At 35.5% G+C, this 25393-nt stretch carries 28 protein-coding genes; 15 read left to right on the forward strand and 13 right to left on the reverse strand.

Going from position 1 to position 25393, the window contains the following annotated elements; genetic code table 11:
• Positions 1–556: 556 nt before the first annotated feature.
• The 3 genes from AC1W31_RS07435 to AC1W31_RS07445 all read left to right on the forward strand — a co-directional run bounded on the left by AC1W31_RS07435 (position 557) and on the right by AC1W31_RS07445 (position 5521).
• Positions 557–3121, forward strand: coding sequence for a DUF5686 and carboxypeptidase-like regulatory domain-containing protein (locus AC1W31_RS07435; RefSeq protein ID WP_481733789.1), 2565 nt, complete (start codon positions 557–559; stop codon positions 3119–3121).
• A 478-nt stretch (positions 3122–3599) separates the two neighbouring features.
• Complete coding sequence (locus AC1W31_RS07440) at positions 3600–4721, forward strand: sensor histidine kinase (RefSeq protein WP_481733790.1); 1122 nt, start codon at positions 3600–3602, stop codon at positions 4719–4721.
• A gap of 2 nt (positions 4722–4723) precedes the next feature.
• The gene (locus AC1W31_RS07445) at positions 4724–5521 is read left to right on the forward strand and encodes a LytR/AlgR family response regulator transcription factor (protein WP_481733791.1); all 798 of its coding nucleotides are present in this window, start codon (positions 4724–4726) and stop codon (positions 5519–5521) included.
• A gap of 51 nt (positions 5522–5572) precedes the next feature.
• Here the strand turns inward: AC1W31_RS07445 and AC1W31_RS07450 are convergent, their stop codons facing one another.
• The gene (locus AC1W31_RS07450) at positions 5573–6472 is read right to left on the reverse strand and encodes a 3-keto-disaccharide hydrolase (RefSeq protein ID WP_481733792.1); all 900 of its coding nucleotides are present in this window, start codon (positions 6470–6472) and stop codon (positions 5573–5575) included.
• A gap of 202 nt (positions 6473–6674) precedes the next feature.
• Between AC1W31_RS07450 and rpsJ the strand changes: the two genes are divergently transcribed.
• Complete coding sequence (gene rpsJ, locus AC1W31_RS07455; protein ID WP_481733793.1) at positions 6675–6980, forward strand: 30S ribosomal protein S10; 306 nt, start codon at positions 6675–6677, stop codon at positions 6978–6980.
• A 132-nt stretch (positions 6981–7112) separates the two neighbouring features.
• On the opposite strand, the gene AC1W31_RS07460 is transcribed toward rpsJ, so the two are convergent.
• A complete protein-coding gene (locus AC1W31_RS07460) occupies positions 7113–7559 on the reverse strand; it encodes a DoxX family protein (protein WP_481733794.1) in 447 nt (148 codons plus the stop codon).
• 264 nt (positions 7560–7823) lie between these two features.
• Between AC1W31_RS07460 and AC1W31_RS07465 the strand changes: the two genes are divergently transcribed.
• The 3 genes from AC1W31_RS07465 to AC1W31_RS07475 are packed head-to-tail and all read left to right on the forward strand — an operon-like array spanning position 7824 to position 9365.
• The gene (locus AC1W31_RS07465) at positions 7824–8285 is read left to right on the forward strand and encodes a YHS domain-containing (seleno)protein (RefSeq protein WP_481733795.1); all 462 of its coding nucleotides are present in this window, start codon (positions 7824–7826) and stop codon (positions 8283–8285) included.
• Positions 8282–8680: a DoxX family protein gene (locus AC1W31_RS07470; RefSeq protein WP_481733796.1), complete on the forward strand. Its 399-nt coding sequence runs from the start codon at positions 8282–8284 to the stop codon at positions 8678–8680. The genes AC1W31_RS07465 and AC1W31_RS07470 overlap by 4 nt, the downstream gene beginning before the upstream one ends.
• Before the next feature lies 1 nt (position 8681).
• Positions 8682–9365: a Crp/Fnr family transcriptional regulator gene (locus AC1W31_RS07475; protein WP_481733797.1), complete on the forward strand. Its 684-nt coding sequence runs from the start codon at positions 8682–8684 to the stop codon at positions 9363–9365.
• A 32-nt stretch (positions 9366–9397) separates the two neighbouring features.
• Here AC1W31_RS07475 and AC1W31_RS07480 read toward each other — a convergent pair whose 3' ends face one another.
• The 5 genes from AC1W31_RS07480 to AC1W31_RS07500 all read right to left on the reverse strand — a co-directional run bounded on the left by AC1W31_RS07480 (position 9398) and on the right by AC1W31_RS07500 (position 12833).
• Positions 9398–10024: a LysE family translocator gene (locus AC1W31_RS07480; RefSeq protein WP_481733798.1), complete on the reverse strand. Its 627-nt coding sequence runs from the start codon at positions 10022–10024 to the stop codon at positions 9398–9400.
• Between the two features lie 47 nt (positions 10025–10071).
• Entirely contained in the window at positions 10072–10761 is a 690-nt protein-coding gene (locus tag AC1W31_RS07485) for a response regulator transcription factor (protein WP_481733799.1), read from the reverse strand.
• A gap of 28 nt (positions 10762–10789) precedes the next feature.
• The gene (locus AC1W31_RS07490) at positions 10790–10948 is read right to left on the reverse strand and encodes a hypothetical protein (protein WP_481733800.1); all 159 of its coding nucleotides are present in this window, start codon (positions 10946–10948) and stop codon (positions 10790–10792) included.
• Positions 10949–11097: 149 nt separating this feature from the next.
• Positions 11098–11385 carry a hypothetical protein gene (locus tag AC1W31_RS07495; protein WP_481733801.1) on the reverse strand — a complete coding sequence of 96 codons (288 nt, stop codon included), beginning with the start codon at positions 11383–11385 and terminating at the stop codon, positions 11098–11100.
• 92 nt (positions 11386–11477) lie between these two features.
• Positions 11478–12833: a HAMP domain-containing sensor histidine kinase gene (locus AC1W31_RS07500; RefSeq protein ID WP_481733802.1), complete on the reverse strand. Its 1356-nt coding sequence runs from the start codon at positions 12831–12833 to the stop codon at positions 11478–11480.
• 107 nt (positions 12834–12940) lie between these two features.
• Here AC1W31_RS07500 and AC1W31_RS07505 point away from each other — a divergent pair, with 107 nt between their 5' ends.
• Both AC1W31_RS07505 and AC1W31_RS07510 read left to right on the forward strand, forming a co-directional pair.
• On the forward strand, positions 12941–13327 hold the full coding sequence (locus AC1W31_RS07505) for a RidA family protein (protein ID WP_481733803.1): 387 nt from the start codon (positions 12941–12943) through the stop codon (positions 13325–13327).
• A 163-nt stretch (positions 13328–13490) separates the two neighbouring features.
• Complete coding sequence (locus AC1W31_RS07510) at positions 13491–13802, forward strand: hypothetical protein (RefSeq protein ID WP_481733804.1); 312 nt, start codon at positions 13491–13493, stop codon at positions 13800–13802.
• Positions 13803–13845: 43 nt separating this feature from the next.
• Here the strand turns inward: AC1W31_RS07510 and AC1W31_RS07515 are convergent, their stop codons facing one another.
• Positions 13846–14823 (reverse strand): bifunctional heptose 7-phosphate kinase/heptose 1-phosphate adenyltransferase, encoded by a 978-nt coding sequence (locus AC1W31_RS07515; protein WP_481733805.1) that lies wholly within the window; start codon positions 14821–14823, stop codon positions 13846–13848.
• A 179-nt stretch (positions 14824–15002) separates the two neighbouring features.
• On the opposite strand from AC1W31_RS07515, the gene AC1W31_RS07520 reads away from it, so the two are divergent.
• The 3 genes from AC1W31_RS07520 (at position 15003) to AC1W31_RS07530 (ending at position 16788) form a co-directional block, all read left to right on the forward strand.
• Entirely contained in the window at positions 15003–15800 is a 798-nt protein-coding gene (locus tag AC1W31_RS07520; RefSeq protein ID WP_481733806.1) for a prohibitin family protein, read from the forward strand.
• A gap of 72 nt (positions 15801–15872) precedes the next feature.
• Positions 15873–16529 (forward strand): leucine-rich repeat domain-containing protein, encoded by a 657-nt coding sequence (locus AC1W31_RS07525; RefSeq protein WP_481733807.1) that lies wholly within the window; start codon positions 15873–15875, stop codon positions 16527–16529.
• A 19-nt stretch (positions 16530–16548) separates the two neighbouring features.
• Positions 16549–16788 (forward strand): FixH family protein, encoded by a 240-nt coding sequence (locus AC1W31_RS07530; protein ID WP_481733808.1) that lies wholly within the window; start codon positions 16549–16551, stop codon positions 16786–16788.
• An 11-nt stretch (positions 16789–16799) separates the two neighbouring features.
• Here the strand turns inward: AC1W31_RS07530 and moaA are convergent, their stop codons facing one another.
• Complete coding sequence (gene moaA / locus AC1W31_RS07535; protein WP_481733854.1) at positions 16800–17783, reverse strand: GTP 3',8-cyclase MoaA; 984 nt, start codon at positions 17781–17783, stop codon at positions 16800–16802.
• 154 nt (positions 17784–17937) lie between these two features.
• Between moaA and AC1W31_RS07540 the strand changes: the two genes are divergently transcribed.
• Entirely contained in the window at positions 17938–18180 is a 243-nt protein-coding gene (locus AC1W31_RS07540; protein WP_481733809.1) for a MoaD/ThiS family protein, read from the forward strand.
• 214 nt (positions 18181–18394) lie between these two features.
• A complete protein-coding gene (locus AC1W31_RS07545; RefSeq protein WP_481733810.1) occupies positions 18395–20287 on the forward strand; it encodes an amidophosphoribosyltransferase in 1893 nt (630 codons plus the stop codon).
• 115 nt (positions 20288–20402) lie between these two features.
• Here AC1W31_RS07545 and prmC read toward each other — a convergent pair whose 3' ends face one another.
• Positions 20403–21254 carry a peptide chain release factor N(5)-glutamine methyltransferase gene (gene prmC / locus AC1W31_RS07550; protein WP_481733811.1) on the reverse strand — a complete coding sequence of 284 codons (852 nt, stop codon included), beginning with the start codon at positions 21252–21254 and terminating at the stop codon, positions 20403–20405.
• Between the two features lie 50 nt (positions 21255–21304).
• Here prmC and ribD point away from each other — a divergent pair, with 50 nt between their 5' ends.
• Positions 21305–22384, forward strand: a complete 1080-nt coding sequence (gene ribD / locus AC1W31_RS07555; protein WP_481733812.1) for a bifunctional diaminohydroxyphosphoribosylaminopyrimidine deaminase/5-amino-6-(5-phosphoribosylamino)uracil reductase RibD — start codon at positions 21305–21307, stop codon at positions 22382–22384.
• A gap of 49 nt (positions 22385–22433) precedes the next feature.
• Here the strand turns inward: ribD and AC1W31_RS07560 are convergent, their stop codons facing one another.
• The 3 genes from AC1W31_RS07560 to AC1W31_RS07570 form a co-directional block, all read right to left on the reverse strand.
• Complete coding sequence (locus tag AC1W31_RS07560) at positions 22434–23510, reverse strand: T9SS type A sorting domain-containing protein (protein ID WP_481733813.1); 1077 nt, start codon at positions 23508–23510, stop codon at positions 22434–22436.
• 152 nt (positions 23511–23662) lie between these two features.
• Positions 23663–24688 (reverse strand): uroporphyrinogen decarboxylase, encoded by a 1026-nt coding sequence (gene hemE / locus AC1W31_RS07565; protein WP_481733815.1) that lies wholly within the window; start codon positions 24686–24688, stop codon positions 23663–23665.
• 182 nt (positions 24689–24870) lie between these two features.
• On the reverse strand, positions 24871–25392 hold the full coding sequence (locus tag AC1W31_RS07570) for an HNH endonuclease (RefSeq protein ID WP_481733816.1): 522 nt from the start codon (positions 25390–25392) through the stop codon (positions 24871–24873).
• Between the last annotated feature and the right edge of the window lies 1 nt (position 25393).

The raw sequence follows: 25393 nt of genomic DNA on the forward strand, positions 1-25393 counted from the left end.
TCAGAGCAGGAATGAATATGATTTTTGAAAATTTCCGCAAACCAGCACTTACTGAACAAAATTTGACCCCAATTTTTAAAATATTTACCCGATTCATCATCCGAAACATACAATTATTCAAATATCAAATTTTAGTAGTGTAGAGTAAAATATTTCTATAAATTTAAAAAAATATTTCCGTTAAAAATACGCTCATTTTTCCACGAATTTAACTTGAAAATTCGTGGAAAAAAACTTTAAATAATTTTAAGCTTTTCTCCTCTTTATATACTTTTTTAAGCATTTCATCCTCAATAATTACCTTTTCACAACTTAATATATTTTAATTCCTATAAAAGTTCAAATCTTTAAAGGGCAATTTTATTGGTATTTAATTAAAGAATTAACATAATATACCAATAAATTTAGTCAAAAACCTTAAAAACATTAGGGGTAAAATACTGACAAGTTGTCCCATTAGAGAGACGAAATTGGAAAATTTGTCGAAATCAATTAATTTCGATAAACAAATATTGAAATTAGATTTCGATTACTTAAACTCTTCATACACAAAGTAATGACTAACCAAAAATTTATTAAAATACTGATTTTCTGTATTTTAGCTTTTTTTAATCACAGTATTTTTTCTCAATATATTATTACAGGACGAATCACGGATGCTAAAAATGGAGATCCTCTTCCTTTTGCAACCGTCGGCTTAAAAGGGATAAGTGCTATGAACATTGGGACTCAAACCAATTTTGAAGGTATTTACACTATCAAAACCAAATATAAAGCAGATTCTATCTTTGTCAGTACGGTTAATTACAAGAAAAAAATAAAAGTTCTTGATAAGAATGCTGCTACACAAACCATTGATTTTCAGTTGCAAGGCGAGGCAAAATCATTGGATGAAGTAGTGGTTTATTCTGGCGAAAATCCTGCGTTCAAAATTCTGAGAAAACTTCGTGAAAATGTAGATAAAAATGACCGTAAGCGTTTGACGGCTTTTGAATATGATTCATATTCAAAAATGGAATTGGATGTGGATAATATTTCTGAAAAATTTAAGAAGAAGAAGATTATGAAACAGATTCAAGGCGCCATTGAAAAGTTTGAAAAAATTGCAGGAGAAGATGGAAAAGCCGTGATTCCAACTTTTATTTCCGAAACGATTTCTAAATTTTATTACCGTGGATCTCCTGAACGTAAGAAAGAAATGGTTTTGAAAAATAATATCAAAGGTGTAGGCGTAAAAGAAGGCAGTTTCGTTTCGCAGTTGGTGGGAGGAAATATTTTTGCCAATTATAATTTCTACGATAACTACGTGCCATTTTTGGGCAAAGATATTATTTCTCCCGTGGGCAACAACTGGAAGGGAACGTATTCTTGGTACATTGCAGATACCACTAATGTTGATGGTCATATCTGTTACGGAATGGAATTCGACCCAAAAAATGATAAGGATTTAGTTTTTACTGGAAAAGTCTTTATTGATAGCACCTCTTTTGCCCTTGTGCAGATAGACGCAACGGTAGGCAAGAAAGCGAATATCAACTTTATTGATAAAATCAAAATTTCTCAAGAATTAGAGCAGACTTCTGAAGGTGGATGGTTGCCTTCTAAAACTCGTTTTTTGATTGATATTGCCGAGATTTCTAAGAATTCGGCGGGGATGTTGTTGAAAATGTACATTTCAAACAAAAACTTTGTGATTAACAATCCAAAAGATTTGAGTTTTTATGATTTGCCAATCGAAGTAGCCGAGGATTCAAAAGAAGAAGACCCAAAATATTGGTTGGAGGCCCGTCACGAATCATTATCTGCTCAAGATATTCTGGCAGAAAAACTGATTGATACTATTCGGAATGTACCCATTGTAAAAACCTATGTTGAGGTTGCCGAAATTATTGCCAGTGGTTACAAGCGTTTCAACAAATTTGCCATTGGGCCGTACATCAATTTATTTGCCGTTAATGCAGAGGAAGGTTTACGTACACGCTTTGGATTCAAAACCTTATCGGGTTTCGATAAAAAATGGATATTTAAAGGTTGGTTAGGCTTCGGAACAAAAGATTTAGTGCTAAAGTACGGTGGAGAAGTAGATTATATACTTTCACGTCGTCATTGGACTATGGTTGGTATTAAACATAGTTATGACATTGAACGTCTTTCTTTAACGCCTGAATTGATCGGGGATAACAAAATCTTTTACGCATTTACCCGTTGGGGTAGTTTCTCAGGAGCTTTTTATCGCCGAGAAAATGAAATATTTATAAAAACTGAACCGACAAAAGGAATTTCCTTTAATGTTGCTTTCACGAGTCGAAATTTCGACCCCTTGTTCAACTTTCAATTCAGAACAGAGCCAAATCTGGGCATTAAGTCACACACACTTGATGGCTACGATGATAGTTTTATTACTGTTGAGGCAAGATTTGCTAAAGGAGAGACATACATTATGGATGGGAACGAACGAGTAGCACTTGGTTCAAAGCGTGTTCCCGTAGTTACGCTTGCCTATCAACATGGCATGAAGGGTGTACTGGGTAGTAACTTCAATTATAATAAGTTTACGGCCAAAATTTATCAGTCATTTCGCTTAGGAAATCTTGGGCGTTCAGATTATACGATACAAGCAGGATATATTCCCTCTGATTTACCTGCACCACTTTTGTTTCCACATTTAGGAAATCAAACGTTTTTTTATAACCGTGCCGCCTTTAATACGATGCACTTCTTTGAATTTGTGAGTGATAAATTTGTATCACTCAACTATAATCACAACTTTGAGGGCTTGCTCTTTAACCGTATTCCATTAATTAGACAACTGAAATGGCGTTTAATTGCATCGGCTAACGTTCTGTTTGGAAGTCAGCGAGAATCAAATCTTGACTTGATGAAAGAAGCCGTTCCAGTAATCAATCCACGAGTAAGAGGAAATGAATTTCGTCCAAGGTATAATTTCTCAGCTCTCGACCCCAACATACCTTTCGTTGAAGTCGGTTACGGGATTGATAATATCTTTAAGATTTTCAGAATTCAGGCATTTCACCGCCTAACGTATCTTGATCATAAAGCTCCAGATGGTGCATTGCCAAAATCTTTTGCCTTAAAAGCATCAGTACATTTTTCTTTCTAAAAATTCTTGTTACTTTTGCCTTAGGCTCCTTCTTTTACTATGTTCTTGACAAATGTATGAGAGGGAGTTTTTTTGTGGTTTGCTGATAATAGCCTAACTGTTGCGATTACCTTGGTGCTATTATTGTCACTCTCGTTATTGGGAATGATTCCAACAAAGGTGCGAATTTATTACATACTGATGCTACCAGTCATAACATTAGCACTCATAGAAATACTACCAGTCATTAAAGAACTTCTTTCATTACTAAATTTTGAAACTACTGATTTACTTACTGACAATTTTGAGTTGAAGTTTGAATTTTTCATGTTTTTCGTTATTTACGGTTTTTTTGTTGTTATTTATGATACAAATTTGCACCGCTTTCAGCGGTGATTTTAAAATATTATCCTAAATTGCTTTTTCACAATCCCAACAGAAGCAAGTCTTGTCTTTACTAAAATCATTCGTTTTTAAAATTTAATTGATTGACTAATAAATGCTCAAAATAACTCTATCAAATAAAGTATTAAGGACTCATGTTGTTGTTTGGCTAATTTATATTACATATCTAACTTCATTGGTAAAATATTTTTATAATGTTCCTGTTTCAATAGCCTTTGTAGGACAAACTATTCTTCACAGGTTAGGCGATATGTCATTATTTTATGTATTAGCTCTATGGATTTTCCCCACATACTTCTTTTTAAGAAAATCATTTCTTTTCATTTTATTTTTTGCCCTTTCTGTTCTATTATATCTTGCATATTATTATTCACTTGAATTTTACATTTTCCAATTTTTAAGAATTACTATGCCTAATGATGTTCCTATTGTTAGTCAAGTAATTACACAGTCAATTTTGCAAGCCAGTAATTTTACAATTTTCGGTATTGGCTATTATTTTTCCCAAAGAGTAATTCATCAACAAAGAGAAATTGCCAATCAGAAGATTGATATTGCAAAAAAAGAGAAGGAACTTGCAGAAGAGAAAGAGAAAAATGCTATCTTAGCGAAGGAAAAAGCACAAGCAGAGATGGCTTTCCTAAGAGCTCAAATAAATCCGCATTTTTTATTTAATACCTTAAATCTAATTTATGGAAAAATTATCACCTCCACAAAAGAGATTGCGGGAGATATGATTTTAGAATTTTCAGCCATGATGCAATATGCTACGAGCACTAAAATGCAGGAAGATACGGTAGATATTAGTGGTGAACTTGACTTTGTGAAACGTTATTTAAAAATGTTTAAAGCACGTAATCAACATAATGCTCACATTGATTACGATGAAGAAGGGTATATGGATTCGCACAGAATTGTACCGATGGTTTTGATTACGATAATAGAAAATGCTTTGAAACATGGATTAGTCGATGATGCGAATAATCCTTTAATTATAAGAGTAAGTTTGATTGATGATTTTTTTGCATTTATGGTTAGTAATCAAAAGAATCCTTATCCAAACGATGTTTCAGGAAAAGGTAATACGGGTCTTGGCATTGTAAATATTATTAAACGGTTAAATGCAGTCTATAAAAAAGGCGGTTTTACCTTGGAATCCGAAGATTTAAAAGATGATTACATAGTAACCTTTACCATAAATTATAAACTTTTATAAAAATGATTAATGTTATTGCAGTAGATGATGAACAGTCGGCCTTAGATATCATGATTAGCTACATAAAAGATACTCCGTTTTTGAATTTGGTAGCCGCCACTACAAATCCTATGGAAGTTGTTGGAATATTGCAGTCTAATAGTGATGTAGATTTAGTTTTTGCCGACATTCAAATGCCTCGCATGAATGGGTTAAACTTGGTAAGCCTTTTTGATGGAAAGGTAAAATTTATCATGACTACTGGTTATCAAGAATACGCTTTACAAAGTTTTGAATTTGGCGTAATGGATTATTTGGTAAAACCATTTGGGTATCAACGTTTTTTGAAAGCTGTAAGTAAAATGCCTTTTGAAATGACCTTAGTTGATGCCCCCGTTGAAGAACCAGAACCAGAACCCATGCCTACGAAAGAAGAATACATTTTCGTGAAGGTGGATGCCAAAGGGAAATTCCATAAGGTTTTATACAAAGACGTTATTTATATCGAAGCACAAAAAACCTACGCTTCTATCACGACCAATGGTGAGCGAGTTACCACAAATTTGACGCTTTCAGATTTAGAAAAACGTTTACCAATCGACCGTTTCATGCGTGTACATCGTTCGTATATTATTGCCAAAGATAAAATAACGGGCATTGAAGGAGATGAAGTGGTATTGGATAAAGTTTTGAGAATACCAATTGGCGATACTTATAAAGATACTTTTGCAGGTTATATTGAAGGAAGTGTTTATTTTAAAGAACAAGATACAGCGGTACTTTTAGGCAAACGAGTGAAGAGAAGCCTAAGACCTGAATAAAAATATCAGGAGACTGTTATTTTGAAAGAAGAAGGTTTAACGAAAATCCCGTTAAACCTTCTTCTTTTTATATCGACACGCTGAATTATTAGCTTTGATAAAATACGATTTGTAGTTCAAGGCTTTAGGGTCGGTACAACCTTCTAAGTTTAAGACTTCAATACTTTTAAAATCAATGGGATGGCTTTCGGCTTGGAGAGCAATATAGCCTGATTTCAAAGCAGTTCCGGCTTTTTTCTTCCATTCTTCTATCGTTGCTTTATCCATTTTGGCAACTTCCCAATCTTGTTGTCCACCCACAAATCCTCCACCAATTTGCGTTTTATTGTAAGTCAAAACGGTATCTCCATTAATTATTTGATGCACGACTGAATCCCCCAAAACAATCGCTTCGGCACTAACCCATTGGTCGCCATCATAGGTTTTTGAATCCGAATCTATACAATGAGCTGGTCGCAGGCTTCCTTGCATATACGCTTGTGTGCCTGGTGAGCAAAGATTTCCTGTATGACGTTCGCCTTTGTCTAAACCGCCTAACAATTGCATTTCTAAAGATACTGGGAAAGTTTGTTCAAAAGTAAGGCTTTGGGCAGATTGCGAATGTAACATAATACCGCTATTTCGATTATTCCACACCGCTCCACCAGGCGTTTGATTGCCATTAAAGCGATATTTGAAGCGCACGATATAATATGAATAGGGCTTTTTGTAGTAAATGTGACCGTATTTTTCATCAAAATTTTGGTATTTATCGTACATAACTCTCATCATACCGTTTTCAACCCGAAAGGTATTTTTATAATTATCGTTCAAGGGTTGTCCTGAAATTTTGATGGCCCAACCCGCAAGGTCTTTGCCATTGAAGATTGACACCCAATCTTTAACTTCAGCCTTTTTTTGAGCGAAAGCCAAATTGGATAATAATAATAAGAGCATTGAAATCTTTTTCATAGTTTGATTGGTTTATTCAAAGAGATGCAAGATAAAGATTATTTATTGAAAATTTGTTTTGAACGATAGTACTTGTTGAATAAGTTTATAATATTTTATCGTTAAACTATTAATTATCAAACCTTTCCATTAATTTTGCAGTCCCAAAATCGAAGTTTATGGTACTTTCGAAATTGGCTTTCAAATTTAACGTACCAACACAATGAATCAAAAAATCAGAATTAAATTGAAGTCATTTGACCATACTTTAGTGGACAAATCGGCTGAGAAAATCGTTAAAGCGGTAATCGCTACGGGTGCAGTAGTTTCAGGACCAATTCCTTTACCTACGAAAGTTGAGAAATTCACAGTTTTACGTTCTCCACACGTTAACAAAAAAGCTCGTGAGCAGTTCCAATTATGTACTTACAAGCGTCTAATCGACATTTTCTCATCATCTCCTAAAACAGTTGATGCGTTGATGAAATTAGAATTGCCTTCAGGTGTTGATGTTGAAATCAAGGTGTAGTTTTCGGTAAACGGTTCACGGTGAACGGTTCATGGAAAAAGTCAGTTAAAAAGGGCAGATAGAAATTTTCTATTTGCCCTTTTTCTTTGATGCTTTCTGTGAGCCGTTGACCGTTCACCGTGAACCGAAAATTCACTTCATCTTATAAGCAGGATGATTTTTCATATATTCATCAAACGAGAATTTTCCCGAACCGATTATCCAAAAAAGCACCAACAAAACAAACACAATCAAAGACAACCAAAGTTCTGAATTAACAAAGGTAAAGCCATTTCTAATATTGGTAAAAAAAACCGCTACAAACAAAATTGGCGCTTGAAATGCCGATGCTAATCGAGTTAGACAACCCAGCGAAATCAATAATCCTCCTACTAAATGAGCAAAGGCGATGTAATGTACGGCTACATACGAGAAGGCATTGAAATGCAATCCCTCCGTCAAAGCTGATAATTGTGACGTATCCCCGATAAAACTCATTCCTTTATAAATCAGTAAAAGCCCTAATCCGATTCTCACAATGTCGAGCCAAGCTGGGTGATGCGAGTCACCCCAATGTTCAATGCGTTCGATAGCTGTCATAGTATTTATTACGTTTTTTGATTTTCTTTTAATGAATTTATAAAATAAATATTATATTGTCAAGAGACTCTTGTACTTTTTTATGAAAAAATGAATAAAATTACTTAATTGGTAATTTATCCGACTATGTTATATTTTGGAATCTGCCAACTTTGTATCGTTAAAACGGTTCACGGTAAACGGTCAAGGGTGAACGGTTTTGGCAAAATCAATATTCAATTTTAGTATTATTAACGAAACTGTTCACCGTGAACCCATAAAAAAATGAAGTCATTACTAAAACTCACGGTCTTGATGATATTAACCTTTCAAGGTTTTTCACAGGACATTAGTATTCGTAAAAAGGAATTTTTATTAGAAAAGGGAACTGCTAGTAGTGGTTATGACCCGACGGCGTATTTTTCAGGAAAAGCGCAGAAAGGCAAAAAAGAATTGTCCTACACGTACGAAGGCATAAATTATCAGTTTGTCAATGCCAGCAATTTGGAGAATTTCAAAAAGAATCCGACCAAATATGAACCTCAATACGGTGGTTGGTGTGCATACGCCATGGGTTCGAAGGGTGAAAAAGTGGAAGTTGACCCTGAAACTTTCAAGATTGTAAACGGAAAATTGTATTTATTTTATCACACTTTTTTTAGCAACACATTAACCGATTGGAACGCTGACGAAAATGCCTTGAAAGCAAAAGCTGATGTAAACTGGTCGAAAATTATCAAAAAATGAAAACTCAAAAATTAATTTACGTAAGTTGGACTGCCCAGATTGTAGCAGCCATCATTTTGGCCCAAACACTTTTTTTTAAATTCACAGCAGCACCCGAAAGTGTAGCAATATTTACTAAATTGGGCGTTGAACCGTTCGGAAGATATTTTGCTGGCATCATGGAATTAGTTACGTTCATCTTATTATTAATTCCACGCAAAGCATGGATTGGGGCAATTTTAGGCATTGCTACCATGGGTGGGGCAATTGTGGCACATTTAACGGTTTTAGGAATTGAAAGTAATGGCGATGGCGGATATCTTTTTTTCTTGGCTTTAATTACGTTAATTTGCTGTATCACAGTAGCTTACATCCGAAAAAGTGACATTTTAGCCCGATTTTATTTCTTAACATAATATGCAAGAAGACGCAAAATATTGGTACCTCCACGACCATCAATTATTCTCGGTTTTGAGCCGTGAAGAAAACCGTGCCTTATGCTTAATTCCAAGTTTCAAGACCGTTAAGAAAAACGAAATTCTCTATTTTTCGCACGATGACGAATACCGACTTTATACCATTAAAAGTGGAACGCTCAAAATTGTACGAGTAGATGAAGAAGGCAACGAAACGGTGAAAGAAGTCTTACGCTCGGGCGATTTATTTGGGCAATATACTTTTGATGAAGTAAATGAGAATGAGGATGAATTTGCCGTAGCCGTTTCCGAAAAGGTGGTAATTTGTAGTTTTAAAATGAATGATTTTGAGGAAATTTTGAAAAGAAATCCGCAATTAGCCATTCGCTACACAAAATTAGTGGGTTTCAAAATTAAACGAGTTACCAATAATTACACTAATTTGATGTTCAAGGATGTCAAAACCCGCTTTTCTTTATTTTTGAAAGATTGGGCGATGAAAGAAGGAAGCGGAAAAGATAGGGATATTACCATCAAAAATTATCTGACCCACAACGATATTGCTGGACTAATTTGTAGCACCCGCCAAACGGTTACGCTTCTATTTAATGAGTTGAAAAATGCAGGAATTATTGATTATACTCGTAGCGAAATTACGGTGCATGACGTGAAGAAATTAGGATAAATTTGAAGTTTATCCTACTAACATCAAAACTCCTAAATTAAATTCACCATTTGCCAAATCGCCAAACCAATATAAAGACATCCCATTAATTTCTTTAAACGACCGTCTGACAAATAGTTAAAGATTAAATTTCGTTTTTTATTACTGATAAATGCGTAGGTGTACATTAATAAAAAAGTCCCTGTTTCTGCTCCCGCCACAAAAGATACTTTATCAAAAATACTGTTAATTTTCAAGAAGTCGTATTTCTGATATTCCAACAGAACAACTATCCAAAATGGGAATAAGGCTGGCGTGAGCACAGAAAGTGAAATACCTTTGAAAACTGAAAATAATTTTCCTCTCACCAAAACTTTTTCTGATTCTATATTCGTCTTTTTCTGAAAAAAAGTAATAGTTCCCACCACCAAGAGCAAAACGATGATAGCCCATTGAATTACATAAACGACTTTCGGGTATTTATCAAAAATCATCACGCCTTCTATGGCCAGATAAGTATAAGTCATTTCGCCCAAAATACCACCCAAAGCCACCCAAAGGGCTATTTTGATATTTTTTTGAAGCGTTGTATCCACGACATAAATACTCAAAGGGCCAGGCGGAATTGTGGTAATATAACTAATAATGGCAGTGACGAAGTAAAGAATGATTGCTTTCAAGTTTAAGGAGATTTTTGAAAAACAAGATAAGAATTATTGGTGGTAATTCACTTACTTTTCATCATGTATCCCATTCCTACAACGGTGTGAATCAATTTATTAGGAAAGCTTTTATCGACTTTATTGCGAAGATAATTAATATAAACTTCCACAAAATTGGTACCTGTATCAAAATTAATATCCCAAACTTTTTCGGCAATATCTACCTTCGAGACAACCCTTCCATTATTTCGCATCAAATATTCCAACAAATTAAATTCACGAGCCGTTAAATCAAAAACACTTCCTCCTCGTCGAGCCACTTTTTCACTCAAATCCAGCTCCAAGTCGGCTATTTGCAGTTTTTCAATGGGTTGTTGAACAGCTTCAGTCCGTTTCAAAAGTGCTTTTATACGGACTAAAAGTTCCATAAAATCAAAGGGTTTAACCATATAATCGTCCGTACCGACTTCAAATCCTGACAGTTTATCCGCCACAGTTCCCAAAGCCGTTAGCATCAAAATTGGGATTTGGGTGTTGTATGCACGTACATATTTGCATACGTCCAAGCCGCTCATGTCTGGGAGGTTCAAATCCAAGATAATTAGGTCAAATTTATGCGTTGAAAAAAGCCTTTTAGCTTCCTCTCCATCACTGGCAATTTCTGCCTCAAAAGACTGTGTTTGAAGTCCTTTTTTGATAAAGGTTGCCACCTTTGTTTCATCTTCGACCACTAAAATTTTCTTGATATTCATCATTCCTTTTTGTTAAATAATAGCGAAAATTCTACCTTTTTCTGCTAAATTTCTCTCTACACCAATCCATTAAATGTTTAAAGTCACGTTTAGAAGCTCTTCTAAGTGCTTTTCTTAATTCCTTTCTGAAGATTTTAGGCTCAAAGCTAACCTTTTCTAAAATCATTTTGGCATATTCTAATGGCGACATCTTTTTGGAAATAATCATGAGTACTATAAATTTAAGGTAATTATTTTTTTATAATTTTGATAACATAGAAAAGATTTATTTTATTCATCCTTATCTCATAATCTCCATCAATTGTTTTGGAGAGCACTAAATAATTCAAATCTAATTTCTTAGTTATTAGGCATTTTATAATTTTTTACTTTCAAATAATCTTTTTCATCTATTCGTCTAAAAATCTGCAATACATTTTCTCTATTTTTCATCGCAGGTTTTTTATAGTCTCGACTGGTTTCACCAAATGAAACCCTAATACCCCGATTGGGATCCCTTGCGGCGGCGGCTTTTGCCTTATTAGGATGCTTATAGTTATGGATGCTATATCCCGGGTCTTGCGGATACCCTTCTTGCGAAATGTTGCTGGAGTTGAGTAACTCCATTAACAAAATTATCGTTTCCATGGTTTTGAGATTTTGTTTCTTGAACAAAACTACAACCTCATACTTAACACAACATTAGCACAGAATTAGAATTGAATTAGAATGTTAATTTACTATTTAGGAAGTACGATGGTAAACGTAGTTCCTTCGTTTTCTGAAGAATTTACCGATATTTTTCCTTTGTGAAGGTTAACAATCTTTTGGGTTAATGACAATCCTACGCCATGCCCTTTGGTATTTCGAGCATTTGTCCCACGTCGAAAAGACTCAAAAATGCCACTCAATTCGTAACTTGGAATGATTGTACCGCCATTTTGGAAACTGATCACCACATCTTTGGCATTGATTTTAAAATTGACTTTTACTAATTGATTTCCCGAAAATTTAATGCCATTTTCCATCAAATTGAGAAAAGCAGTGTACAATAAAGCTTCATTTCCTTTGATTTCGGGTAGCAAATCAGATGTATCATCCAACTGAATAATTGCCTGATGATTAGCATTTTTCTTCACCAGAATATCCCTAACCTGCCACGCTATTTCGGCAATATTGACTTTTTTGAAATTAGTTTGAGAATCATCCGAATCAATACTGGTCATATCCAACAGATTGTTTGTCAGACGATTAAGTTGCTGAACATCTTCCAAAACAGATTGAATCATCAATTTCAATTCTTGCGGATTATCATTTGCCAATAACGAAACCTGTATTTGTCCAGTAATAGCCGTGAGCGGTGTCCGTAGCTCGTGCGATGCGTGCGATACAAACGAACGTTGAAGTCTAAACGCCTTTTCCAGACGGTCGAGCATTTTATTAAATCGTTGAGCAAGTTGCGCAATTTCATCGGTTTGATTGCCTTCATCAAGCCGTGAATCTAATTGTGAAGCACTGATATTATCAACGCTTTTAATAATATTTTGAATGGGTTTGAGTACTCTTCCCGCAAAAAACCATCCCGTCAAACAAAAAATTAAAATCATTAATAATCCCCCACTGGTGAGTATAAATCCAAGATTTCCCTGTTCACTAAGTCCGTATTTGTCCCTTGCAGAGGCAATTATGAGCAGATTTTCTTTTCCATTATTATAAACCAAACCCAATACTTCATGATTACCCTGTTGGAATAAAAGTTCTTTTTCTTGGCGAATTTGGTTGAGAATATTCGGCTCAACTTTCAAGTAGTCAGTACCACTTTCATAAATCAACTTATCTCGACTATTATACACCACAATTTCTTCTTGGGGCAAAACGGTCATTTGATTTTTATCCAATAACTTCAATAAATCAGGACTAATATCTTCTTTTCCAAACAGAATTTCAGCCGATATTAGGGCTTCTTCACGCAAACGTGCCTTAAATTCTTGTTGCCGATTGAACTCATTTTCGAGATAAATCACCATACAAAAAATCAATAGCAGAGTAGAAACAATGCTTGAAAAAAGGAGCGTAAGTTTTGTACGAATCGTCATGTGGTAAAAATACGAGGAAGTATCGAGCTATTGCGACATAATTATATTAGAATTCCTTTAGATTTTTTTGTCCATTATATTTGTAGTTCAATTAAACAATTTAAAAAATGTCAAGACAAAATATACTCACAGGTTCACCTTGGGAAGATAAAATGGGTTATTGCCGTGCCGTCAGAATCGGGAATATTATTGAAGTATCAGGCACTGTTGCCATTGTGGACGGTGAAATCGTGAAAGCGGATGATGCGTTTGCCCAAACAAATAATATTATCGAACGCATTGCAAAAGTGTTGGAGGAAGCGGGAGCAAATCTAAAAGATGTAGTAAGAACCAGAATTTTCACGACGGATATTACCCAATTTGATAACATCGCTAAGGCTCATGGAGCATTTTTTAAAGATATCAAACCAACCACAGGGATTTATGAAATTAGTAAATTGGTAGCGCCAGAATATTTAGTAGAAATAGAATTTACCGCTGTTTTGTCAGCATAATTCTCCAGAATCAGGAATCAGTAAAAAACAAAAAAACTTCGCTTGTAAGCGGGGCTTTTTTGTCTTATTCCATACGTATGATGTTAAAACGCCGAACGTTTATAAAAAGTTTTACGTTTGAAAAATAGTGAGATAATTTTTCATTTTAATTGCAATTAATTTTATGAAGCAACAAATTATCTATGAAGTAGCCGTTATTCCGATTGGTTCGTTGAATACCATCCGACAAAAAGAAACTATTTTTAATTACTTTTCAAACCTCAGTAAATGCCTCGACCAATTGAAAACAGCTTTGGCAATTAATGGTTGGGACTCGAAAATTAACTATACGGCTGTTTATCGGAGTTTGAAGGAGAAAGGAAAATTTGTGGCTGAATTTAGTTTGGCAGGCAATAAAATTTTCAAAGTTATGATTACGCCCAGAACCATAAATCCTGCCTTGACGATGTTGGGAGTTGAGGAAAAACCCGTGTAAGCATCTTACATCTTACTTCAACTCCCGATGCTGGAGAATCAGATTACAAATGCAAAAGCGCCTCTTGTTTCAATAATTCTTTATCAATCGGGACAACGCCCACCGATTCACAAACCAAACCTCCACCCAAATTTGAAAGTCCCGCAATAAGTTCGGGCGAAAGTCCCAAAGCCAAACAACAAGCCGCAATTGAAATGACGGTATCGCCCGCACCCGATACGTCCGCAATAGTACGAATATGAGCAGGAATAGCTTTTTGTTCGTCGTTAAAATCTATATAAACCCCTCTTTCTGAAAGTGTTACAAAAACACCGCCCAACGCTAAGGTTTTATTCAACATTGCCACCGCAGCGGATAATTCATCCAGATTTTTTACGTCAAAATGAATGGCTAATCCTTCTTTCAATTCCTTTAAATTGGGTTTAAAAAGGGTAGCTTTTTGGTAAAAAAGAAAGTTGCGTTTTTTTGGGTCAACGATGGTGGGAAGATTGTTATCATTGGCAAAAGAAATAATGTCATGGATTAATTCTTTTGAAAGAACGCCTTTATCATAATCTTCAAAAATGATAACGTTTGCATCTTGAGCCAACTCTTTGATTTTATCGCTAAGTATCTGACGTTCAGTCGTATTAATTAAGTTATCCGTTTCAGTATCAACCCTTACAATTTGTTGAGAACCCGCAATAATTCGTTCTTTAACCGTGGTGATTCGGGTTTCGGATTGGATAATTCCTTCCGTAGAAAGGTTTTGTTCTTTCAATAAATTCAGCAAAGAATCACCGTAAGAATCCGTGCCAATAACGGAACAAATAATGGGTTGAGCGCCAAGGGCTTGGACGTTCATAACAACGTTGCCAGCCCCTCCCAAACGAATTTCTCGGCTACTGACGTTTACCACAGGAACAGGCGCTTCGGGTGAAATTCTTTCTACTTTTCCCCACGTGTAGGCATCGAGCATTACATCGCCAATGATGAGAACTTTTAGGTTATTGAAATTATCGAATATTTCTGGAATTGTCATTTTGAGGTAATTATTATAGTACAAAAGTACCAAAAGTTCACAAAAAATGGACTATGACTTCGTTAAATTAAACTCTAATTACCTTTTAATCTCACCCTAATTCCAGTTTAATGTTAGCAATATACTTTTGTTGTGTCTTTAAACAATAAGACATTCTGACAAATTTTAACAAAAAAAATATGAAAACGAAAATATTTTTTCTCGCAACACTCGCAACACTATTCATCTTATTGATGGGGAGTTGCACCGTGATTAGACAAGGAGAGGTGGGCGTTAAACGCTCATTTGGTAAAATTAAATCTGAAACTTTGATGGAAGGAGCTAAGTTTTTTAATCCATTTGTGACAACAATTATCAAGATGCCTACTCGCACAATGAATATTGAAGTGCGGTCACCATTGCCCTCAAAAGAAGGTCTTACAGTGCAATCTGATGTATCCATTCTTTATCGTCTGGAAGGAAGTTATGCCCCCAAAATAGTGGAGAAATTAGGCAGAAATTACGAACAAGTGGTTATTTTACCCGTTTTTAGGTCGGCGGTAGCAGATATTTCTTCTCAATATTTTGCCAAAGATATGCACTCAGGGCAACGTTCAGTCATCGAAAAATCTATCAAGAATTTAATGATGAATCAGTTGAAAGACCGAGGCTTTGTTGTGGAAGCTGTTTTGTTGAAAAGCATCGTTTTGCCAGCGGGATTAACCAAAGCCATTGAAGATAAACTCGAAGCTGAACAGGATGCCCAAAGGATGCAATTTGTTTTAGATAAAGAAAGACAGGAAGCAAAACGCCGTACTATCGAAGCCGTGGGTGTAAGAGATGCACAAAAAATAATTGCCGAAGGATTAACACCTCTTTTGATTCGATTTAAAACCATTGAGGCTTTCAATAAATTGGCAAATTCACCCAATTCAAAGGTAATTATTACCAACGGCGACCAACCGCTTATGATGAATATTGACAATAAAGGGAATTAATAAATATGGCTTTGAGGGTTTGAATTAAACCCTCGAAGCCATCAATTAAAAAATTCTTAAACATCTCAAACTATGAAAAGGCTCATCTTATTATTGCCAATCTTACTGAATATTTTATTGGTTCATAATTTTAAAATATTCGCTCAAAGTATTGATTCCCTTCAAACTACAAAAGAATTTACCGAACTCGAAGAGGCTTTTAAAGTACCTGAACAAGTATATAGACTTAATTTGAGCAATAAATCAATGAAAGAATTTCCAATTGGATTATCTAAGTTTAAAAACTTGCAGTATTTGAGTCTTCGTAACGACCACCTAAAATTAATTCCAGAGGAGATTGCTTCTCTACAAAAATTGAAAATTTTAGATTTAGGAGGGAATGATTTTGAGATTTTACCGATTGAATTTGCTAAACTCAAAAATTTGGAAGAATTGTATTTAGATGAAGACAAAAAGTTGAACTTATCAAAGGATTTTGACATATTAGGTAAACTTCCGAAGTTAAAAATTTTGCACTTGGATAACGATAATATTCAAAAACTCCCCATTAATATTCAAAGATTAAAGCACTTAGAAAAACTTTATTTAAGTAATAATCTCCTTCATTTTGTGCCAAAGGAAGTAACTGGACTGAAATATCTAAAATACTTAGATATAAATCATAATCCATTAACACCTAATTTGAATTTGTATCAATCACAAGAATCAGGTTTCAAAATAAAGTTTTAGCGTATAAATGGTTAAGACAATGACTTATTTACCCGACATACAGGTATTGAGAATTGGATTTCCAACGCACGTTAGTAAGGGAGAAATTACATTTTCTTATCTTTCCAACAAACGACTGAACTTTACTATTCCTTTCAAAAAGATTTCGCTGTTTGATTTTTCAACGGACAAATTAGAAAAGGGTGAATGGGAAATTCAAGTTACTTGGACGGATGGAATTCAAGAATACTATTTAGAAGGAAAATTAGTGGTTTTATGACAACATTTAATCTACCCACCAATCGTGGTCATAGATTCTCTAATCACCGATTTACGACCACGTTCTGCTTCAAAACCATCTTTTGGACGATTTTTAAAAACTTGCAAAAACGTATTTTTAAGGTCTTCGTTCGTGATTCCATCACGGAGTAAATCCCTGATATTTAATACGCCATCGTCATACAAACAGGTTTTCAAATCACCCGTTGCGGTTAGGCGTATGCGATTACAAGTTCCGCAGAAAGTACGTGAAAAGGCAGCAATAATGCCAATATTTCCTTGATAATTGGGTACTTGATAATTATACGACGTTGAATTAGGAGAATCAATAAGCTTCTGTAAATCAGGATATTGACTTTTTATTTCGGATAAAATTCGGTGTAAATTCCATTCTAATTTTGGGTAATGCGAACCTTCACCATTGAAAGGCATTTCTTCAATAAAACGAATAGAAACGGGATGATTTCGGGTTAATTCTACCAAAGGCAAAATGTCTTGGGTATTTTTTCCATCCATCACTACGGCATTAACTTTTACTTCAAAACCAGCGTCTAATAAATCAAAAAGTGTTTTATAAACGATATCAAATTCATCCCGACGAGCAATTTCAAAGAAGCGTTTTTTATCTAAAGTATCCAAACTCAAATTGACAGCACGAACGCCCATTTCCTTCATTTGGCGGATATATTGTCCCGTCAAAATACCGTTTGTGGTAATATTCAATTCGTTAATTCCCTCAATTTCAGATAATTGATACATAAAATCAATCATGTTATGACGCACGAAAGGTTCGCCACCCGTAATCCTAACTTTTGAAATTCCTAATTCAGAAAGTACCGAGACGGTACGCAACATTTCCTCATAAGTCAGTAATTTTGATTTGGGCAGGTATTTCACGCCCACTTCGGGCATACAATAAAAGCAACGGAGGTTACAACGGTCTGTTACCGCCAAACGTAAATACGTTATTGGGCGACCGTGGTTATCGTAAATGATATTGGGAGTTTGAGTCGGCACTTTTTAATCAGTTTCTTTGTTGAACAAATTTAGTGAATAACATTGTAGAAACGATAATAATTCTTTTGGCCATGAGATTTGAGCAATGAGTTTTACGAAACGTTTTAAGAAACCCAAAGCGCACAACTAAAATATGAAATACAAAATCAATCTTTTCGGAATAACACGGGATATTGTCGGTGGCAATATTACAGAAATAGAAATGAGTCAATCGGCTGATGTACAAGCGATTTTGGGCAAATTAAAGACGAATTATCCAAAACTGAATGACATCAAATCGCTATTAGTAGCCGTAAATAGTGAATATGCAGAATCGGATTTGGTTTTATCAGAAAATGATGAAATTGCTTTAATTCCGCCTGTAAGTGGTGGTTGATTAGGAGAATTTTTAAACATAACTAAATCAAAAACATTTGCGACAATCCCCAAAATTTGTTTAATTTTGTTTACACAAAGATAACCCATCGTTTATTATAATTTAATCAAGATTTATTGCGAAATTTTACTGAACCCTCATTGAATTACAGTTGGTTTACGGAATTTATTTTCTGAAAATAAGGTTATTTAATTCAAAATCACAAAGTAAAGTCATGTCTGACGCAGTTAAACACGAGTGTGGTATAGCACTTATCCGTCTTCGGAAGGATTACCAGTATTATATCAACAAATACAACACGCCGCTTTATGGCTTGAACAAATTGTATTTGATGATGGAAAAACAAGTAAACCGAGGCCAAGACGGAGCAGGAGTTGCTAATATCAAAATAGATGTCTCTCCAGGTCATCGTTACATCAGCCGCTATCGTTCAGTCGAACAAAATGCCGTACCTGATATTTTCAGAAAAATCCACAAAAAATTTCAGAAAGCCTTCAAAGGCAACAAAGACAAGCTGAAAGATGCGCAGTGGATTCAAGAAAATATCGCTTTTTCGGGCGAAGTTTTGTTAGGACACCTACGTTATGGAACGCACGGACAGAACGAAATCGAAAACTGTCATCCAATGTTGAGACAATCTAACTGGCGAAGCAGAAACTTGGTAATGGCTGGAAATTTCAACATGACCAATGTAGATGAACTCTTCGACAAATTGGTTTCCTTAGGGCAGCATCCGAAAGAAAAGGTTGATACCGTAACGGTGATGGAGAAAATAGGACACTTTTTAGACGAAGAAAATCAACGCCAATTCGAGTATTTTAGAAGCGAATACCAAAATCCAGAATTATCGAATATTATTGAGGAAAACATTGATTTACAACGAGTTCTGCAACGTTCATGCCGTGATTTTGACGGTGGATATGCCATGGCTGGACTCACTGGATATGGCGCTTCGTTCGTTGCCAGAGATCCCGCAGGTATCCGACCAGCCTTTTATTACGCCGATGATGAAGTTGTAGTGGTAGCCTCTGAAAAGCAAGCAATTAAGACCAGTTTTAATTGTAATTATGACGAAATAAAAGAGATAAAACCAGGCCATGCCTTGATTGTTGATAAAAGAGGAAACTACTCAGAAAAACAATTTATCGACCCTATCGAGCGAAAATCTTGTAGTTTTGAACGCATCTATTTTTCAAGAGCTTCTGACCCTGATATTTACGCTGAACGTAAGATGTTAGGGCGTTTAGCCATTCCACAAATACTTCAAGAAGTTAATTACGACTTAAAAAATACGGTATTTTCTTATATTCCAAACACTGCCGAAACTGCCTTTTTGGGTATGATTGAAGGCTTGGAAGACCATCTTGCCAAAGAACGTAAAAAAGCAATTTTGGAAGGAATTATCTTTGAAAAAGACCTTGATGATTTACTGACTTTTCGTCCGAGAGTCGAGAAATTGATTTCAAAAGATGTAAAATTACGTACTTTCATCACCAACGATGCCGACCGTAATGACATGGTTGCTCACGTGTATGACACTACTTTTGAGGTAATTAAAAAAGGAACGGATAATGTAGTTTTAATTGATGATTCTATCGTAAGAGGAACAACCTTAGAGCGTTCAATTGTGAGTCTTTTGGATAAATTAGGGCCTAAGAGAATTGTCATTGTATCGTCTGCTCCGCAAATTCGCTATCCTGATTGTTACGGAATTGATATGTCGAGAATGAAGGAATTTGTTGCTTTCCGTGCGGCGTACCAATTATTGATTGAACGTAATATGGATGATGTGTTGGAGGAAACTTTGGGACGTTGTTTGGCGGCTATCGAAATGGGAACCGCCACCGAAAAAAACTATGTAAAGGCAATTTATGAGCCTTTCACGGTAGAAGAAATTTCAGCAAAAATTGCAGAATTAGTAAAGCCCAAAAATCTAAAAGCTGAATTAGCCATTGTGTTTCAAACCGTGGAAAACTTGAATAAGGCTTGCCCGAATGATACAGGAGATTGGTATTTTACTGGAAATTATCCAACCCCAGGCGGAAATAAAGTCGTAAATACAGCCTTTGTAAACTTTATGAAAGGCGTTGAGATTAGGGCGTATTAATTAGTTGATAATTGAGAAAGAATAATTAATAGTTAAAGATAAATATCCCGAAAATTATTAAAATTTTCGGGATATTTATCTTTAAAACTGTTCTCTATTAATTGTACACTATTAACTAAAGAATCGCTTTCACCATTCTATCTTTCCCAAACATATCTTTCACTACTTCTACCGACTGAAAACCCTGATTCCAAAATAATTCTGCCGTTTCCAAACCAAAAGCTTGATTGATTTCTACCATGCATAAACCTTTGGCAATCAGATTTTTAGCTGCAAATTCTGCAATGGCTTTATAAAAAATCAACGGATTTAAATCCTCCACAAAAAGTGCCAGATGAGGTTCATAAGCCAACACATTTTGCTCCATTTCCAACTTCTCAGCATTCATTACGTAGGGTGGATTACTGACGATAATGGAGAAAGGAGAAAAGGAGAAAGGAGAAAAATTCAAAAAGTCAACTTGCTCAAAAATGATATTTGCGTTATTTCTAACTGCATTTTCTTTTGCCACTTTTAATGCTTCTTCCGAAATATCATACGCATAAACTTGTGAATTGGGTAATTCGCAAGCCAATGAAATAGCAATGCAACCTGTTCCCGTACCAATATCAAGAATACGGATTGGGGACGGCAGGCGTTCCTGTTGGCTGGTTTTGCCAACTACCAATTGAACCAGCTCTTCGGTCTCAGGTCGTGGAATTAAAGTATCAGGCGTAACTTTAAATTTTCTTCCATAAAATTCTGTTTCTCCGATAATGTATTGAACGGGTTCTTGCGCTTTTAATCGGACAATAGTTCCTTGAAAATCAAACGATTGATTAACAACATTATCCAATAAAATATCCGTTTTTGAAATATTTAAGGAATGTTCCAATAATAAATAAACAATAGATTTTGCTTCGTTTTCTTCATAAACGGCAGTAATTTCGGAAACTAATTGGTTGAAAAGCGTTTTTGCAGTCGTCATAATTTATCGTTAAAAAGCAAAGTTAATCCAATTAGAAGATAAATCAGAAAATGCCCAATACACAAACGCCCCTCACAACTACAAATCAACAACAATTCATGCAACGTGCTTTGCAACTCGCCCAATTGGGTGCAGGGGCAGTTTCGCCAAATCCGATGGTGGGTTGTGTGATTGTACATGAAGGGAAAATTATTGGTGAAGGTTGGCATAAAAAATACGGAGAAGCTCACGCTGAAGTAAATGCAGTCAATTCGGTTGAAGAAAAATCATTCCTTTCAAAATCAGACGTTTACGTTACCCTCGAACCGTGTTCTCATTTTGGAAAAACGCCTCCTTGTGCCGATTTATTGATAAAAAATCAAGTCAAAAAAGTAATTGTTTGTAATTATGATCCCAATCCATTGGTGGCAGGGCAAGGAATCGAAAAACTCCGTCAGGCTGGAATTGAGGTTGAAATTGGATTATTGGTAGAAGTGGGAAGAGAATTAAATAAACGTTTTTTTACCTATATCGAAAAAAAACGACCTTACATAATTCTAAAATGGGCGGAATCTGCCGATGGATTTATTGCCCAAAAAAACTACGAAGCCGTCCAAATTTCTAATCTTTTATCGAGAAGATATGTCCATAAAATGCGGTCGGAGGAAGATGCGATTATAGTTGGAACAAACACGGCAAGGTACGATAATCCCAAATTAGATACTCGTTTTTGGACTGGAAAAAATTCGGTTAGAGTATTGATTGACAAGGATTTATCATTATCCGACACTTTAAATATTTTTGATAATTCTCAACCTACCATTTGCTATACTACTGTAGCTCGAAGTGGCACTTCGAGAAACGTCCTCGAAAACACTACGGAAGTCGTCCTTTTTAATGACGACTTCCGTTCAATTAACGAATGTATTCTTCAAGACCTTTATCAAAGAAAAATTCAATCCATCATCATTGAAGGAGGTACAGTTTTACTGCAAAGTTTTATTGATTTAGGACTTTGGGATGAAGCATGTATATTGAAAAGCAAGTTGATTTTAGCCGATGGAATTAAAGCTCCTAATATCGGAGGAGTAGAAATTTTGAGAGAAAATTTGGGTGATAATGTACTGGTAAAAAAGAAGCGTTCTATTTAGCCAACCGCTAAAAGGGCGAAAAGCCGCTGTCAGCGGTTGGCAATTTCCATTATTTCAAAATCAAAATTTTATGTTTTTTAAAACTTCCCAACGTTTGAACTTCCAAAATATACGTTCCAAATGTCAATGGTTCGGAAGGATTTATTTCCAAAATAGTTTGGGTTAATTTACTAATATTCATCCCAATAACTCTTCCCGCAAAGTCAGTTAAATTCAAAATAGCTTCATCCGAATCCTCTACTTTCACCTTGAAATTCTCCCCTGTCGAAGGATTTGGGAAAACCCCAAATGGCAAATAAGTATCATCAATAATAACTGCTTGCGGACGAAAAACTTGTTGCGTTCCATCTCTATCAATCTGTGAAAGTCGATAATAATTCGTTCCAAATAAGGCAGATTCATCCATAAAACTGTACGTCTTTTTAGAAATAGAAGACCCCGCCGCCTCAATATTAGCAATTGTTTTGTAATTGACTGCATCACGGCTACGTTCGAGTATAAAATGACTACTGTTAATTTCCGTACCGGTTTCCCATCGAATATTAACCCTTTGATTATTAGAAACTTCCGTTTGGAAAAAAGTCAATTCTACGGGTAAAGCTGTTGCTTGTAATATTATATTGTCAAGTCTTAAACGATTGAGCGCAGTCACGGCATCATTTAATTTATACAATCTAATATAAAGATTTGGCTGATTATTGTAAGCTGTTCCCAGAGTTAAAGGACCAAAATTACTACAACCAGTAGAGGGTGGCGTAGCATTCAAATTACCGATGGTGTTGAAACTATTACCATCGGTGCTAACCCTAATATCAAAATTTCCAAGGTCAATATCCGACATTCTGTAGTCAAATCCGAAAGAAAAAGGACCTATAAACCCCACAGTACTGGTCTTAATTTGAAGATAATCGCCTGCATTCCAACCATTTGCAGCAAAACCTTGTCCCGTACAGGCATCTTCAAAAAAATTGGCAAGCCCATTATGATTTAAGGTTGCAGAACCCGTTGAGGCGAATAAAGTTGGAGGCGTTCCAGTGTATCCTGTAAAATCGAACTTAAAAACAGTTTGGGCAATTGAGTGGTTGAAAACACTAATTATGAGTAAAACAGCAGATAATTTCTTCATAAAATTTGACGTTTAAAAAATATAGAATAAATCATTCCCGTAAAGTTATCAACATTCCTGAAATAAATGTTTTTCCCATAAAAAAAGGGCTGAATAAGCACGAAAAAATTTATTTTCATGCTTATTCAACCCGTTTTTTAAAGTCTTTTCTCCTACCCTTGTTTCACTGTATCAATAAAACAGCGAACTTTATCTGGGTTTGTATCTGGATAAACACCGTGTCCAAGATTAGCAATATAACGCTGATTACCAAACTGTTGCATCATATTTCGAGTCTGTTTTTTGATTTCATCAAACGTTCCGTACAATACACAAGGGTCAAGATTTCCTTGTAATGTTTTTGAAGTTCCAATCAATTTTCTTGATTCAGCGATGTCCATATTCCAATCTAAACCGATTGTTTCACAGTTCAATTTCCCCATTTCTTCACGGGCAAAAAATGCTCCTTTGGCAAAAACTGTCACGGGTACTTCCGTGATGGCATCACAAATTTGGGCAATATAAGGCAATGAATAAATGCGGTATTGTTCAGGCGAAAGAATACCCGCCCACGAATCAAAAATTTGGACTAAATTGGCGCCAGATGCAACCTGAGCCTTTAAATAGGCAATTGTAGAATCCGTAATTTTCTGCAAAAGAGCGTGCGAAAGTTCGGGTTCGGTATAAAGATATTTCTTGGCTTTCGAGAATGTTTTTGACCCACGACCTTCAATCATATAACACAACAAAGTGAATGGCGCTCCCGCAAAACCGATTAAAGGTACACGACCATTCAATTCCCGTTTTACAATTTTGATGGCATCAAGCACATATTTTAAATCCACTTCGGGGTCTGAAATTCTCAATTTTTCAACATCAGCCATTGTTTTAATGACTTCTGGAAAAACAGGACCCGATTTTTCTTCCATGATATAGGGCAACCCCATCGCTTCGGGAACCACCAAAATATCCGAGAAAATAATCGCTGCATCCACACCCAAGATATCAACGGGTTGAAGTGTTACCTCCGCTGCCAATTCGGGATTAGTTGCCAACTGAATGAAACTGCCCGCTTTTTCACGAACAGCACGGTATTCTGGCAAAATTCTTCCCGCCTGACGCATCACCCACACGGGCGTACGTTCAACTTGCTCGCCACGGACGGCACGTAATAATAAGTCGTTTTGTAATATTTCCATAAAGTGTATCTCGATTCTCCAAAATCGAAAACGAATTTGAATCAAATTGTCCGCAAAGATACAATTGAATGATGAGAAAGGATTTGAATTTTATCAATCAATCATAAAAAATGCTCAATATTCAAGTTATTATTTACTTGAATATTGAGCATTGAATTGAGCATATTAAAAATCGCTGAGAATTAATCCACCAAAACTTTCTCTTTTTTCTTGCCCAAAAATGGCAACCAACTATCTTCAATCATTCCCCCAAAATCACGCAAAAACATCACAAATGACGGCTTGTAAGGTTTTATTTTTAAGTGCATATTTGCTTCTTCAGGCATTAGATCGCCTTTGCGAGAATTACATCTTTTGCAAGCCGTTGTCAGATTATCCCAAGATGTTCGTCCGCCTCTTGATTTTGGAATTACGTGGTCGAGGGTTAAATCCTCCGTTTTTCCACAATATTGACAACTACTATTATCTCGCCTAAAAATGTTTTGTCTCGATAACATTACGCCTTTATAGGGCAAGTAAACATAACGGTGCAAACGAATTACGGAAGGCATCGGGAAGGATTGCGAAATTGAATGCAGTTGCTCCGTTGCGGACTCTGCTACCAAATCAGCTTTTTTCAAAAAGACCAATAAAAATGCTTTAGGAATAGAACAAACCGTTAATGCACTGTAATCTTGATTCAAAATTAATACTTTCCGACTCATA

It is taken from the genome of Arcicella sp. (genome assembly GCF_964672035.1).

Excerpts from the sequence above, each read along its gene's own strand:
- AC1W31_RS07510 (WP_481733804.1), top strand. The coding sequence starts at position 13,491 with ATGAAGCAACAAATTATCTATGAAGTAGCCGTTATTCCGATTGGTTCG.
- AC1W31_RS07485 (WP_481733799.1), bottom strand. The coding sequence starts at position 10,761 with ATGATGAATATCAAGAAAATTTTAGTGGTCGAAGATGAAACAAAGGTG.
- AC1W31_RS07475 (WP_481733797.1), top strand. The coding sequence starts at position 8,682 with ATGCAAGAAGACGCAAAATATTGGTACCTCCACGACCATCAATTATTC.
- hemE (WP_481733815.1), bottom strand. The coding sequence starts at position 24,688 with ATGGAAATATTACAAAACGACTTATTATTACGTGCCGTCCGTGGCGAG.
- ribD (WP_481733812.1), top strand. The coding sequence starts at position 21,305 with ATGCCCAATACACAAACGCCCCTCACAACTACAAATCAACAACAATTC.
- AC1W31_RS07470 (WP_481733796.1), top strand. The coding sequence starts at position 8,282 with ATGAAAACTCAAAAATTAATTTACGTAAGTTGGACTGCCCAGATTGTA.
- AC1W31_RS07440 (WP_481733790.1), top strand. The coding sequence starts at position 3,600 with ATGCTCAAAATAACTCTATCAAATAAAGTATTAAGGACTCATGTTGTT.
- AC1W31_RS07540 (WP_481733809.1), top strand. The coding sequence starts at position 17,938 with ATGAAATACAAAATCAATCTTTTCGGAATAACACGGGATATTGTCGGT.
- AC1W31_RS07460 (WP_481733794.1), bottom strand. The coding sequence starts at position 7,559 with ATGACAGCTATCGAACGCATTGAACATTGGGGTGACTCGCATCACCCA.
- AC1W31_RS07520 (WP_481733806.1), top strand. The coding sequence starts at position 15,003 with ATGAAAACGAAAATATTTTTTCTCGCAACACTCGCAACACTATTCATC.
- AC1W31_RS07495 (WP_481733801.1), bottom strand. The coding sequence starts at position 11,385 with ATGGAAACGATAATTTTGTTAATGGAGTTACTCAACTCCAGCAACATT.
- rpsJ (WP_481733793.1), top strand. The coding sequence starts at position 6,675 with ATGAATCAAAAAATCAGAATTAAATTGAAGTCATTTGACCATACTTTA.
- AC1W31_RS07545 (WP_481733810.1), top strand. The coding sequence starts at position 18,395 with ATGTCTGACGCAGTTAAACACGAGTGTGGTATAGCACTTATCCGTCTT.
- AC1W31_RS07525 (WP_481733807.1), top strand. The coding sequence starts at position 15,873 with ATGAAAAGGCTCATCTTATTATTGCCAATCTTACTGAATATTTTATTG.
- AC1W31_RS07490 (WP_481733800.1), bottom strand. The coding sequence starts at position 10,948 with ATGTCGCCATTAGAATATGCCAAAATGATTTTAGAAAAGGTTAGCTTT.
- AC1W31_RS07570 (WP_481733816.1), bottom strand. The coding sequence starts at position 25,392 with ATGAGTCGGAAAGTATTAATTTTGAATCAAGATTACAGTGCATTAACG.
- AC1W31_RS07515 (WP_481733805.1), bottom strand. The coding sequence starts at position 14,823 with ATGACAATTCCAGAAATATTCGATAATTTCAATAACCTAAAAGTTCTC.
- AC1W31_RS07560 (WP_481733813.1), bottom strand. The coding sequence starts at position 23,510 with ATGAAGAAATTATCTGCTGTTTTACTCATAATTAGTGTTTTCAACCAC.
- AC1W31_RS07530 (WP_481733808.1), top strand. The coding sequence starts at position 16,549 with ATGACTTATTTACCCGACATACAGGTATTGAGAATTGGATTTCCAACG.
- AC1W31_RS07500 (WP_481733802.1), bottom strand. The coding sequence starts at position 12,833 with ATGACGATTCGTACAAAACTTACGCTCCTTTTTTCAAGCATTGTTTCT.
- AC1W31_RS07465 (WP_481733795.1), top strand. The coding sequence starts at position 7,824 with ATGAAGTCATTACTAAAACTCACGGTCTTGATGATATTAACCTTTCAA.
- AC1W31_RS07445 (WP_481733791.1), top strand. The coding sequence starts at position 4,724 with ATGATTAATGTTATTGCAGTAGATGATGAACAGTCGGCCTTAGATATC.
- prmC (WP_481733811.1), bottom strand. The coding sequence starts at position 21,254 with ATGACGACTGCAAAAACGCTTTTCAACCAATTAGTTTCCGAAATTACT.
- AC1W31_RS07505 (WP_481733803.1), top strand. The coding sequence starts at position 12,941 with ATGTCAAGACAAAATATACTCACAGGTTCACCTTGGGAAGATAAAATG.
- AC1W31_RS07435 (WP_481733789.1), top strand. The coding sequence starts at position 557 with ATGACTAACCAAAAATTTATTAAAATACTGATTTTCTGTATTTTAGCT.
- AC1W31_RS07450 (WP_481733792.1), bottom strand. The coding sequence starts at position 6,472 with ATGAAAAAGATTTCAATGCTCTTATTATTATTATCCAATTTGGCTTTC.